The sequence below is a fragment of the Haloterrigena sp. KLK7 genome (genome assembly GCF_037914945.1).
GTDB classification, from domain to species: domain Archaea; phylum Halobacteriota; class Halobacteria; order Halobacteriales; family Natrialbaceae; genus Haloterrigena; species Haloterrigena salinisoli.
Genome location: NZ_CP149787.1, coordinates 1,593,360 through 1,604,874, shown reverse-complemented (window position 1 = coordinate 1,604,874; position 11,515 = coordinate 1,593,360). Strand labels below are relative to the sequence as shown.

The 11,515-nt window shown below is 67.1% G+C and carries 12 protein-coding genes; 5 read left to right on the top strand and 7 right to left on the bottom strand.

Annotation, left to right across the window (positions count from 1 at the left end):
• Positions 1-43 precede the first annotated feature (43 nt).
• Positions 44-310, top strand: coding sequence for a hypothetical protein (locus WD430_RS07905; protein WP_339105475.1), 267 nt, complete (start codon positions 44-46; stop codon positions 308-310).
• A 66-nt stretch (positions 311-376) separates the two neighbouring features.
• Here the strand turns inward: WD430_RS07905 and WD430_RS07900 are convergent, their stop codons facing one another.
• The 5 genes from WD430_RS07900 to WD430_RS07880 all read right to left on the bottom strand — a co-directional run bounded on the left by WD430_RS07900 (position 377) and on the right by WD430_RS07880 (position 2,879).
• Positions 377-799: a DUF2267 domain-containing protein gene (locus WD430_RS07900; protein ID WP_339105474.1), complete on the bottom strand. Its 423-nt coding sequence runs from the start codon at positions 797-799 to the stop codon at positions 377-379.
• A 115-nt stretch (positions 800-914) separates the two neighbouring features.
• Positions 915-1,169: a DUF2267 domain-containing protein gene (locus WD430_RS07895; RefSeq protein ID WP_339105473.1), complete on the bottom strand. Its 255-nt coding sequence runs from the start codon at positions 1,167-1,169 to the stop codon at positions 915-917.
• 162 nt (positions 1,170-1,331) lie between these two features.
• Complete coding sequence (locus WD430_RS07890) at positions 1,332-1,838, bottom strand: hypothetical protein (RefSeq protein ID WP_339105472.1); 507 nt, start codon at positions 1,836-1,838, stop codon at positions 1,332-1,334.
• 53 nt (positions 1,839-1,891) lie between these two features.
• Entirely contained in the window at positions 1,892-2,416 is a 525-nt protein-coding gene (locus WD430_RS07885; RefSeq protein WP_339105471.1) for a hypothetical protein, read from the bottom strand.
• 295 nt (positions 2,417-2,711) lie between these two features.
• Positions 2,712-2,879 carry a hypothetical protein gene (locus tag WD430_RS07880; RefSeq protein ID WP_339105470.1) on the bottom strand — a complete coding sequence of 56 codons (168 nt, stop codon included), beginning with the start codon at positions 2,877-2,879 and terminating at the stop codon, positions 2,712-2,714.
• A 131-nt stretch (positions 2,880-3,010) separates the two neighbouring features.
• Between WD430_RS07880 and WD430_RS07875 the strand changes: the two genes are divergently transcribed.
• From WD430_RS07875 to WD430_RS07860, 4 genes are all read left to right on the top strand, one after another.
• Positions 3,011-3,865: a CBS domain-containing protein gene (locus WD430_RS07875; protein WP_339105469.1), complete on the top strand. Its 855-nt coding sequence runs from the start codon at positions 3,011-3,013 to the stop codon at positions 3,863-3,865.
• Positions 3,858-5,648 (top strand): glycine--tRNA ligase, encoded by a 1,791-nt coding sequence (gene glyS / locus WD430_RS07870; protein WP_339105468.1) that lies wholly within the window; start codon positions 3,858-3,860, stop codon positions 5,646-5,648. The genes WD430_RS07875 and glyS overlap by 8 nt, the downstream gene beginning before the upstream one ends.
• A gap of 272 nt (positions 5,649-5,920) precedes the next feature.
• On the top strand, positions 5,921-6,511 hold the full coding sequence (locus WD430_RS07865; RefSeq protein WP_339105467.1) for a dolichol kinase: 591 nt from the start codon (positions 5,921-5,923) through the stop codon (positions 6,509-6,511).
• A gap of 193 nt (positions 6,512-6,704) precedes the next feature.
• Positions 6,705-7,907: an MFS transporter gene (locus tag WD430_RS07860; protein WP_339105466.1), complete on the top strand. Its 1,203-nt coding sequence runs from the start codon at positions 6,705-6,707 to the stop codon at positions 7,905-7,907.
• A gap of 51 nt (positions 7,908-7,958) precedes the next feature.
• Here the strand turns inward: WD430_RS07860 and WD430_RS07855 are convergent, their stop codons facing one another.
• Both WD430_RS07855 and ppk1 read right to left on the bottom strand, forming a co-directional pair.
• Positions 7,959-8,894: a hypothetical protein gene (locus tag WD430_RS07855; RefSeq protein WP_339105465.1), complete on the bottom strand. Its 936-nt coding sequence runs from the start codon at positions 8,892-8,894 to the stop codon at positions 7,959-7,961.
• 161 nt (positions 8,895-9,055) lie between these two features.
• Positions 9,056-11,515: a polyphosphate kinase 1 gene (gene ppk1, locus WD430_RS07850; RefSeq protein WP_339105464.1), complete on the bottom strand. Its 2,460-nt coding sequence runs from the start codon at positions 11,513-11,515 to the stop codon at positions 9,056-9,058.

Genomic DNA, 11,515 nt, shown 5'->3' with positions numbered 1-11,515 from the left:
TGCTCGCCCAATCGTTATGCGTCGTCTCGTGGTGGATTCGACCATGACTGAGCAACTCCAGCAGGCGCGCGACGACCTCGAGGAAGCGGCCAAGTCGGCCGACGACGACGTCCGCGACGACATCCGCGAGACGACCGACGCGTTCGACGACTACGTGATGAGCGACACGGCGCCCGATCACGCGATCCTCGACGAGCGGCTCAACACGCTCCGGCAGGTCCGCGAGGAGGCCGACGGCAACACCAAGGACAAGGTCGAGGAGGCGATCGAAGAGGTCGAAGACTACCGCGAGCAGGTCGATCAAGCGTAGGGCGACGACTCAGCCCGAGTCCGACGCTGCGAAAAAAGCGCGAACGGGGTTCGAGCAATCGAGCGGTCAGTACTCGCCCGGCGTCCGATCGTTGACGTCGACGTCCGCGTCCGTCTCAGCCAGCAGTTCGCCGAAGCCGTAGTGCTGGAACCGGTCGACGACGGCCGCGCGCTCGCTCTCGTCGACCGCCTCGAGGACCGTCCCGAGGACGGTCGTCGCCGCTTCTTCGCCGTGCAGTTCGACGGTGTCCATGCGCTGGTCGATTCGAGAGACGAACTCCTCCTCGGAGAAGCGCTGCCCCGACTCGCTCTGCGTGAGGTGCCGACTCAGATCGCCGGGAAGTTGTGCGGCCAGATCCTCGGCCTCGTCCTCGCTCAGGCGTTCGCCGAGCGTCTGGAGAACCGCCCGCGTCGCGTCGTCGGCCGATTCCTCGTCCGCATCGGCGGCGGCACGGTCGCGTACCGTCTCGAGTAGTTCTGCTTGCTCCATATCCGTGGGAAGGGTGACTCTGGCCCTCACGGTTCGGGCGGCAACTGCCGGGTGGCGGGCGGGAAACAGCAACAGCCCGGCCACTCTCCCTGAAACGGGTTCTTACAATCGACTGTTAACTCCTGGCGCCCGGTCCGGTCTCCGGAATCACCGCACCGAACTCGTCGTAGTCGAACCGCCGGTCCGAATCGCCCCGGACGAGGTGGTCACCGATCTCCTCGGGCAGCTGCCCGTCGAGGCGTTGGGACCGCGTCTCGTCGAGTCGCTCGCCGAGCGCGGAGAGCACCGCCTGCGTCGCGTTTCGCGCGTCGGCTTCGCCCGCGAGGGTCGCCTCGTACTGCACGGACTGGTAGAAGTCGTGTCGTTCCATAGCGTCCCGTTGCACGGAGCCGTCCGTGGCGGTTGGGCCAGGGAATGCTGGCGTCGCAGCGGGACCGCAGACGCGGTCGAACGCCGGCGATAGCGCCGCGCTCGAGGGCGCCTCACTCGAGCGACCGGCGACGCGTAGGACACCGAACGGAACGCGACGACGTCACTCGAGGACCGACGACGGCCGCTTGAGATACACCTCCTGTTCGGTTACCCGCTGATAGAGGTCGTACAGCGTCTCCACGGCCGCCTCGTCGGGCTCGAATCGAATGTGGGGAGCGCCGTGATAGCCGCGACAACTCACCAGGAAGAAGTACAGCGTCCGGTGGTGGGCCGGCGTCGCGTCGACGACGCCCATCGATCGGCCGCCCAGATCGTCCGAGAAGTCGTTGAGCAGCGCCGCGACGTCGTCGGCCAACTGCTCGTCCGGCCGATACCGGGGCACCCCGAACGTCTGTCGCATGTGCGTCGTCGCCGCCTCGAGGAACGGGCTCGCGTCGAGTCCGGTCGGGTCGACGGCCCGAAACGTCTCGTAGAGGTCCAGAACCGTCGTGAGTTCCGCTCGGGTGACCGCGATCGGGAACACGGGCTCGCCGCGGGGCAGCGAGTGGTCCGGAAACGCGTGCGATCGAGGGTCCGGCAGTCGAGAGAACACCTGTTCGAGCGACATGTATGATACCACAGCACAATCGAGTAAACGGTTACCGGTGGGTCCGAATCGCGCTACTCGAGGCGAATCGTCGTCGCGTCGCTGGGCCGGTACCGGTCCGCGCCGGTCGCGACGAACGCCCGGAGGTCGTACGTGCCGGGATCCGGGACGACCGACTCGCGGCGGTCGCCGCCGGTGCGCTCGAGGCGGCCGTTCCAGGTCACCTGAACCCGTTTCCGCTCGCCGCCCCGGAAGCGAAACGTGGAGGGCCGCTCCGGAACGTAGCGGCGCTCGTCGCTGCCCTCGAGGTCGCCGTCGATCGTCCACCCCCAGCGGCGCCGCCGCGGCGTCGGCACCGAGACGGGGACCGGCAGCCGGTTTTTGAAGTCGATCGAGATTTCGACCGGCTCGTCGCGAGCGTAGACGTCGCGGTCGGTCGCGATCGAGACGGCGATCGCCCGCCGGGCCAGCGCCGCCGGGACGAGCGACGAGAGGAACGTCGCGACGGTCGGCCGCGAGCCGTCGCGCTCGAGGCCGAACGCGTCCGCCGACCGCTGGCGCTCGGACCCGCCGTCGCGTCGAGGGTCTGGACTGTCCATCGATCGGACGCTCGTCCCTCGCGTACTAAAGTCGTTGGTCGCCCCACGGCCGTTGGCGCCGGAGACGCGAGCGACCGGCGACGTGATCGCGACGCCATCGATCGCGGTCGTCTCGTTCGGCGTCGCGACGGACGCCGACGGAAACCGTCGGGATGCCGCTCTCGGCCGCGACGAACGTCGCGACTGGCCTCGTGAAATACTCCGTCGAGTCGGAGTCGGTCCCCGCCCGATCACCGGTGACCGGTGCGCGACCCGATTCCGCCGACGGGACAGAAATCCCGTGTCCCACCCCCAATTATCGCCATGCCGGAAGCGTCGGTGCGTCGTCAGCCTGCATGGAAAGCCAGGCGCCATCGGCCGAGATGTCGGCGATGACGTACTCCGTACTCGAGTCCGTCGAGTCGATCGAACCGACGACGGTGTCGCTGTCGTCGGACGTCATGGCGTGGGGGTTCGTCGCCATGCATGTGACTCTTTCCCAATAACATATAAACTCATCGAATCGAACTATCCGTCTGCGTGACTGGTCACCTGACGCTATCGCGGGCACACGAAACACTGGGTTTATACTCATTTTCGCCGTACCGTGGGGATATGAACGTAGCCGACGCGATGACGCCCCGCGAAGACGTGGTAACCGTCGAACTGCCGGGTTCGCGCTCGGACGTCCTCGAGTACCTCCAGGAGCGGCCGTTCTCGTCCGTTCCGGTGCTCAAATCGACCGAGGACGGCCTCGAGTACAGAGGGTTGATCTCCCGCGACGCCCTGATCGAACAGCCCGACGAGGACCAACTCGTCATGCTGTTAGACGAGGACGTGCCGACCACCACGGCCGACACCGCGCTCGAGGACGTCGCGCGGACGATGGTCGAGGACGGAGCGCGCCGCGTCCCGGTCGTGGACGGGGAGTTCGAAGGCATCGTCACGGTGACCGACGTGATCCACGCGATCGCGACGGGCGATCAGGAGACCGACGGCACCGTCGAGTCCTACGCGAGCGAGGACGTCAACACCACCTACGAGGGCGCGCCGCTCCCGGTCGCCGAACGCGAGCTCTCGTACGCGAACGTCCCCTACACCGTCGCGCTGGACGACGACGGCCGGATGAGCGGCGTCCTGACGGAGGTCGACGTCATCGACGTCGCCCGCATCGTCGAGGGCGAGGAGGAGACCGGCGACAACTTCGGCGATCAGGACGACGACTGGTCGTGGGAGGGGATCAAGGCCGTCGGCAGTCGCTACCTCCCCACGCGGGACATCGAGATTCCGGCCGAGCCGGTCAGCGAGTTCATGAGCGACGACGTGGTGACGGTCTCGGCGGGCGCGTCGATTCAGGAGGCCGCACAGCGGATGATCAGCAACGATATCGAACAGATCCCGATGGTCACGGGCGAGGACCTCGTCGGCGTCGTCTGTGACGTCGATCTCCTGGAGGCCCTCTATGAGTGACCGCGAGCACGAGTCCGCGGCGGCGACCGAGGACGAAGCGGAGGCGACCAGCGAGAAGCTGGTCGAACTGGCCAAGCGCCGGGGCTACTTCTTCCAGTCCAGCGGGGCCTACGGCGGCGTCGGCGGCTTCTACACCTTCGGCCCGCAGGGCGCGTCCCTGAAGGGCAACGTCGAGGACGCCTGGCGCGATCGCTTCGCCGTCGCCGAGGGCAACATGGAGATCGACGCCCCCACCATCATGCCCGAACCCGTTTTCGAGGCCTCGGGCCACCTCGAGGGCTTCGACGACATGCTCGTCGAGTGTCCCGACTGCGGCGAGAGCCACCGCGCGGACCACGTCGTCGAGGACAACACCGAGTACGAGGACGCCGAGAGCCTCCCCATTCCGGAGGTCGAGGAGGTCATCGCCGAGCACGAACTCGTCTGTCCGTCCTGCGGGGCGGGACTGGCGGGCCAGGCCGTCGACACGTTCAACCTCATGTTCGCGACGAACATCGGCCCCGGCGACTCCGATCCGGGCTACATGCGCCCCGAGACCGCACAGGGCATCTTCGTCGAGTTCCCCCGCCTGAAGGAGTACGCGCGCAACCAGCTCCCCTTCGGCGTCACCCAGATCGGCCGCGCGTATCGGAACGAGATCAGCCCTCGACGCTCGATCATCCGGACGCGGGAGTTCACCCAGGCCGAACTCGAGTACTTCATCGATCCCGAGACGGACGAACCGGACCTCTCGAGCGTCGCAGACGTCGAGGTGACGCTCTATCCGGCCAGCGAGCAGAACGCCGAGGACGGCGACGAGATCCAGACGACGATCGGCGACGCCGTCGAGGAGGGGATCATCTCGAGCCCGTGGGTCGCCTACTTCCTCGGGGTCGCCAAGCCGTGGTACGACGCGGTCGGCGTCGACATGGACCGATTTCGGTTCCGCCAGCACCTCTCGGGCGAGCGGGCCCACTACGCCAGCGACTGCTGGGACGCCGAGAGCGAGATCGACGGGAACTGGATCGAGATGGCCGGCTTCGCCTACCGGGGCGACTACGACCTCTCGAAGCACGGCGAGCACTCGGACGATCGCTTTACGATCTTCAAGCAGTACGACGAACCGAAGACCGTCGAGCGCGCCACCGTCGACCCCGACATGAGCTACCTGGGTCCCGAGTTCGGCGGCGACGCGCAGGCCGTCGTCCAGAAACTCGAGGACCTCGCCGCGCGCGATCGCTCGGCCTTCGACGGCGATACCGTCGAGATCGATCTCGAGGGCGAGACCCACGAGCTCCCCGTCGAGAAGACCGGCTTCGCGGTCGAGGAGCAGACCGAAGCGGGCGAGCACATCACGCCCCACGTCGTCGAACCCTCCTTCGGCGTCGACCGTCTGGTCTACACCGTCCTGCACCACGCCTACCGCGAGGACGAGGTCGCCGACGAGGAGCGGACCTACCTCGAACTCGAGCCCGAGGTCGCGCCGACCTTCGTCGGCGTCTTCCCGCTGCAGAGCGACGACGAACTCGAGTCTCAGGCTCAGGCTATCGTCGACGACCTGCGCGAGGTCGGGCTCTCCGTGACCTACGACGACTCGGGGAACATCGGGCGGCGCTACCGCCGGCAGGACGAGGTCGGCACGCCGTTCTGCGTGACCGTCGACTACGAGACGATCGAGGAGGAGGAGACGACCGTCACCGTCCGCGAGCGGGACACGACCGAGCAGAAGCGACTCTCGGTCGACGATCTCGCGGAGACGCTGTCGGCGATCCGAGAGGGCGACCTCGAGTTCGACGAGCTGTAGGTCGACTCCACCGGGACACCGTTTTGCATCCGCGAGCGAGGCCGCAGGCCGAGCGAGCGGGCCGACGACCGACCCGGAGCGCGGCTCGCCGCGCGGAGGGGAGGGAGGAGTGCTTTTCATCGAAGCTAAGCGGGATCTTCGATCCCGCGAGGTCCGAGAGAGCTTCGCTCTCTCGAGATTTTGCCGAGTGCGGTCGCGGAGCGACCGCACGCAGAGCAAAAGGTCGGAGTTGATCGACGGACTGAAGGTCGCTACCTTCGAGGGAAAACCTGATGGCTGACGAACTAAAGCGACGAGCCGTCCACGCGAGCGGGGCGGGACTGGTCGCGCTCTATCTCCTCGCCGCTCAGTTCGATCTCGGACTGACCTGGGATCGATTTCAGCTCCTGATGGGGCTCCTCGCGGCCGGAACGATCGCCCTCGAGTTCCTCCGATTGCAGGTCGGTCTCGAGCTGTCGCTCTACGACCCACTGACTCGAGAGTACGAACAGGACCAGTTCGCCGGCTACGGCTACTACATGGTCAGTATGACGGCCGCCGTGTTGTTCTTCGAGCCGCGGGTCGCGCTCCCGGCGATGTTGATGCTCGCGATCGGCGATCCGATCAGCGGGACTGTCTCGGACGACAGCCTCAAGTTCGTCAAGGGGCCGAAGGTGCTGGTCACGATGTTCGTCGTCTCGACGCTCATCGCCGTCCCCTTTCTCCACGAGCGACCGCTGGCCGTCCTCGCGGCCGCGGTCGGGGCGACCGTCGCCGACGGTGTCAAGCTCAGGCTGGGTGAGTACATCGTCGACGACAACCTGACGATCCCCATCTACGCCGGCCTGCTGGCGACGCTGGTCCTCGAGTTCGGGCCGGTCTGAATGTAGCAGCCGCTCGCGAAGCGAGCGAATCCGGGGCGGAGAGATTCGATATCAGTACCCTTTTGCCGTGTTGTCCAGCGAGACCGATCACGTAGCCCGTTCCGGTATCGGCAACACCGTACCGTTCAGGAGGCCTCAACATCGCCTGCCTCGAACGTGGAGGCCCGTGTCTCGGTTGCAGCGGTTCGAACGAGTGTCGCGGATCCAGTCGGTGCTCGCGGACGGGCGGGGGAGGATCCTGTTCGCCGTCGCGACCGGCTGGTGTTTCTCGATCGGCGTCCGGCTCACCTATCCGGTACTGTTACCCTTCCTGCGGGAGGCCTACGGACTCGACCTGACGACGGCGGGGTTCCTGCTGACGGTGCTGTGGCTCGCGTACGCGCTGGGCCAACTTCCCGGCGGGATCCTCGCCGACCGCCTCGGCGAGGGGAACATCCTCGTCCTGAGCACGCTCAGTTCGGCGGTGACGGTCGGCGTCGTCGCCGTCGCCGATTCGGCGGCGCTCGTCTACCTCGCGACGGGCTGTTTCGGCTTCGGGACGGCGCTGTACGGCGTCGCTCGGTTCACCATCCTCTCGGACGTCTTCCCGAACAACGCCGGGACCGCGGTCGGCGTCACGATGGCCGCCGGCGAGGTCGGGAACGCCGCGCTCCCGCTCGCGGCCGGCGCCATCGCGACGACGCTGGCCTGGCAGTTCGGCTTCGGGCTCGCCGCGCCCGTCTTCCTGCTCGTCGCCGGCCTGCTGTGGACCGTCGTCCCCGGCCGCACCTCCGGCGAGGGCAGCGCCGTCGATAGCCTCTCGCTCGAGACCGTCCGGTACGTAGCCGCCCAGTTGCGCCGCCGAGAGATCGTCGTCGTGACGGCGATCCAGATCCTCACCTACTGCGTCTGGCAGGCGTTTACCGGCTTCTATCCGACTTATCTGATCGAGATCAAGGGGTTCTCGGAGGGGGTCGCCACGGCGCTGTTCAGCGCGTTCTTCGCGCTCGGGATCGTCGTCCAGCCGGTGACCGGGCGACTCTACGACGAACTGGGGATCCGACGGTCGCTTCCGGTCATCCTGGCCGTCATCGCCGTCTCGCTCGTCGCCCTCCCGTTCCTCGAGGGGTTCTGGCCGGTCGTCGCCGGGACGGTGTTGCTCTCGAGCATCCTCGGGTACGGGACGATCACGCTGCCGTACATGACCGCGGCGTTCCCGTCGGACATGCAGGGGACGGGCGTGGGGTTCCTGCGGAGCACCTACATGACCATCGGCGCCGGGAGCCCGGTCCTGTTCGGCGCGCTCGCCGAGCGGGGGTTCTTCGACGAGGGCTACGTCGTGCTGGCGGCGTTCGCGCTCGTCGCGATGGCGCTCGTCCGGTGGCTGCCCGACCTCACGGAATCGGCGTCGGACTGACGACCGTCCCCCGTCCCGACGATCGCTATCGACTGACTGCCGTATCGACCGCTACTGGCCCGCATCGGGGCTCTCGGGGACCGTCCCCGTCATCGTCAGCGTCCGACCGTCGGTCTCGAGGTCGTCGACCTCGTCGACCAGCGTCCGAATCTCCGTGCGAACGTCGTCGGTGATGTCGTCGGGATCGTCGAAGACGAACGCCCAGGTCGCCGTCTCGGCGTCGCGTCCCGGCATCGACAGCCCCCAGCAGTAGATTTCGTCGATATCGACGGTGTCGACGAGCGGCGTCAGATACTCCCCGGTAACGAGGGGGTCCTCGGGCAGCGTCTCGAGTAGGTGCGTCATCCACGGATCGACGTCCTCGAGTCGGTCGCGGTCGCCGTGTCTGGCGTCGATCGGCGCCTCGTAGCCGGCGCCGAGGACGAGCGCGTCGTCGCCGACGGCGATCGGTCCCGCCGACGTTTCGTCGTCGGTCCCCCCGGCGAGGGCGTAGCCGGCGTATTCGTCGGTGGCGTCGTACCGGTCCGACTCCGCGAGTTGCGTCTCGAGCGCGTCGGCGTCGAACTGACCGAGGACGACCTGCGTCGTGCCCTGGCTGAGCAGCCCGTCGACTCGATCGGGATAGACGTCGAGCACCTCGAGGACGGGCGAGTCGACGTCCTCGGCGGGCGGCAGGTCTTCCGTGTAGTCGAACCGACCGTTACTCGCGTTGCCGTCGTCGAACAGCCACTTGCGGAACTCCCGGGCGTCCGACCAGTCGACCGTGACGCCAGGGTCGGGCATCTGTTCCCGGCGAGCCTCGATGTCCCCCGCCGGGACGCCGTTGACCTGCTCGGTCGAGTCCGCCGTTCCGTCGTCGGAGCCGTTCTCGTTCGAATTTCCATTACCGCCGTCGTCGTCATCGCCGCTCCCGAGACAGCCGGCGAGGCCGACGCCGGCGCCGGCGGCGACGAGCAGTCCGCGCCGCGTCGTGGTCCAGTCAGTCACGGTTTCGAGAACGTCAGTACCGTTGAAAAGTGCGAGGTAGATTATCAGTTTTCGAAGGACGACGGAAAGTAATCACGCCGACGCGGGTCGCTACCGGTCGTTCCGGGTGCGAGTGCCGGACGGGATCGCACGCGGCGGACCGAAACGCGGGTTCGCGCCGGTCAGTGTCGCGTCGTCCGTTCTCGAGCCGATTCCATGAACGTCGCGTGGGCGTCCGTCGTCGCCTCGTCGACCCGCTTCCGGCACCGCTCGTAGGTGCCGTCCGATTGCATCACCCACCGGTTTCGGGTGTCCTGCAGGAGCGTCTCGAGGATCTCGTCGAGGCGGGACTGGAGCCGCGGGTCCTCGATCGGCGTGACCGCCTCGACGCGGTTGTCGAGGTTTCGGGTCATCCAGTCGGCCGAGCCGGTGTAATAGCAGTCCTCGTCGCCTACCCGGAAGTAGAAGATCCGCGAGTGCTCGAGGAACCGGCCGACGACGCTGTGGACAGTGATGTTCTCGCTGACGTCCTCGAGACCGGGACGGAGCCGACAGATGTCGCGAACGATGAGGTCGATGTCGACGCCGGCCATCGACGCGCGATAGAGTTCCCGAACGAGCTGCGGGTCCTCCAGTCGGTTCATCTTGGCGACGATTCGGCCGTTATCACCGTCCCGAGCGCGCCGGGCGACCGTCCGGACGAGGTCGACGAACCGCTCGCGCATGTTGCCGGGGGCGATCAGGAGTTTGCGGTAGTCGCGGTGCATCGAGTGGCCCGTGAAGTAGTTGAACACCCGCACGAGGTCCTGCCCGATGTCGTGATCGGCGGTCAGCAGGCCGAGATCCTCGTACTGCTTGGCGGTCTCGGAGTGGTAGTTGCCGGTGCCGATGTGGGAGTAGAGTTGCACGCCGTCGTCTTCCTCGCGGACGACCAACGACGTCTTCGTGTGGGTCTTGTAGCCGATCGTCCCGTAGGCGACGTGGATCCCCGCTTCCTCGAGTTTCTTGGCCCACTCGAGGTTGTTCTCCTCGTCGAAGCGGGCCTTGAGCTCGACCATGACCGCGACCTGTTTCCCGTTGCGGGCGGCATCGATGAGCGTCTCGATGATCTTCGAGTCGCTGGCCGTGCGGTAGATCGCCGCCTTGATCGCCAGCACGTCGGGATCCTCGGCCGCCTCCTCTAAGAACCGCTGGACGGTGTCCTCGAAGGCGTGGTAGGGGTGGTGGACGAGGACGTCGCGGTCGCGGATCACGTCGAAGATGGGGCGGCCGTCCCCCCGGGTTCCCAGCCGCGGATGCGGTTGGGGCGTCCAGTCGGGCAACTGCAGCTCCTCGCGGTCGAGGTCGGCCAGTTCGAAGAAGTCCCGGTAGTCCAGCGGCCCGTCGAGGTGGAACACCTCCCGCTCGTCGAGTTCGAGTTCACGCCGGAGGATTTCGAGGATTCCCTCGGGCGCGTCCTCCTCGATCTCGAGGCGCACGACGGTGGCGAACCGACGCTCCTCTAAGACCTCCTCGATCATCTCGATGAGGTCCTCGGCGACCTCCTCGTCGCGGCGGACCTCGGCGTTTCGCGTCACCCGGAACAGGGCCGTATCGACGACCTCGACGTCCGGGAACAGCAGGTCGAGGTTCGCCCGAACGATGTCCTCGAGGAGCACGTAGCGGTCGTCGTCGCCGAGCTGGACGAACCGGACCTGGTTGCGCGGGATCTTCACCCGCGAGAACGTGAGATCGGCGCCGGGTCGTTCCCGAGTCAGGACGGCCAGCGAGAGGCTCTGGTTCGAGATGAACGGGAAGGGATGGGCCGGATCGAACGTCAGCGGGGTCAGGGTCGGCAGGACCGAGCTCTCGAAGTAGTCGCGAACCTCCCGTTGCTCGGCGGTCGAGAGCTCGTCGTAGTCGACGATGTGGATCCCTTCCTCGTGGAGGGCGGGTCGGATCTCCTCGCGGTAGCAGCGGCTCTGGCGCTCGAGCAGCGAACGGGCCTCCGCCAGGACCTCGCGCCACTGTTCGCGGGGCGTGCGGCCGTCGGGCGTTTCCTCGGTGATGCCCGCGGCGATCTGCTGTTTGAGCCCCCCGACGCGTTTCCGGATGAACTCGTCGACGTTCGTCGTGAAGATCGCGAGGAACTTCACCCGCTCGAGCAGCGGGTTCTTCTCGTCCATGGCCTCGTGGAGGACGCGACGCTGGAATTCGAGGACGCTGTGTTCGCGGTTGAGGTAGTAGCGCGGGTCCGAGAGATCGACGGACTCGGCCCGAACGACGTCCCCTTCCGAGGCCGAGTCGGTCGTCGCCGCGGCGTCCGCGACGCTCGCCTCGTCGACCGACAACGTGTCGGCGGGGAGGGCGCTGGTCGGCTCGGATTCGTCGGCGTCGGGTCCACGGTCCTCGGCATCGACTGCGTCGGGCTCGGACCCGGTTCCATCGTCGGGGTCAGCGGCGGGCGCGTCGTCGGCACCCGTATCGTACGCGAGCGTCGCGTCGTCCTCGGCCGTCGCGTCGGCGTCGTCCCCCGACGAACCGCCGTCGCTCATCGCTCGAGCGGTCGGTACGTCGTCGTCCTGGGTCGTGCGGTTCGGTCGTTCGGTCGGTCGATTCCACTGCTCCGATCGATCGGCTTCGGATGTGTCATCCCCGTTCAT

What these genes read in the sequence shown, in the direction of transcription:
- WD430_RS07905 (WP_339105475.1), top strand. Translation starts at nt 44, where the DNA reads ATGACTGAGCAACTCCAGCAGGCGCGCGACGACCTCGAGGAAGCGGCC.
- WD430_RS07895 (WP_339105473.1), bottom strand. Translation starts at nt 1,169, where the DNA reads ATGGAACGACACGACTTCTACCAGTCCGTGCAGTACGAGGCGACCCTC.
- ppk1 (WP_339105464.1), bottom strand. Translation starts at nt 11,515, where the DNA reads ATGAACGGGGATGACACATCCGAAGCCGATCGATCGGAGCAGTGGAAT.
- WD430_RS07890 (WP_339105472.1), bottom strand. Translation starts at nt 1,838, where the DNA reads ATGTCGCTCGAACAGGTGTTCTCTCGACTGCCGGACCCTCGATCGCAC.
- WD430_RS07865 (WP_339105467.1), top strand. Translation starts at nt 5,921, where the DNA reads ATGGCTGACGAACTAAAGCGACGAGCCGTCCACGCGAGCGGGGCGGGA.
- glyS (WP_339105468.1), top strand. Translation starts at nt 3,858, where the DNA reads ATGAGTGACCGCGAGCACGAGTCCGCGGCGGCGACCGAGGACGAAGCG.
- WD430_RS07900 (WP_339105474.1), bottom strand. Translation starts at nt 799, where the DNA reads ATGGAGCAAGCAGAACTACTCGAGACGGTACGCGACCGTGCCGCCGCC.
- WD430_RS07885 (WP_339105471.1), bottom strand. Translation starts at nt 2,416, where the DNA reads ATGGACAGTCCAGACCCTCGACGCGACGGCGGGTCCGAGCGCCAGCGG.
- WD430_RS07880 (WP_339105470.1), bottom strand. Translation starts at nt 2,879, where the DNA reads ATGGCGACGAACCCCCACGCCATGACGTCCGACGACAGCGACACCGTC.
- WD430_RS07875 (WP_339105469.1), top strand. Translation starts at nt 3,011, where the DNA reads ATGAACGTAGCCGACGCGATGACGCCCCGCGAAGACGTGGTAACCGTC.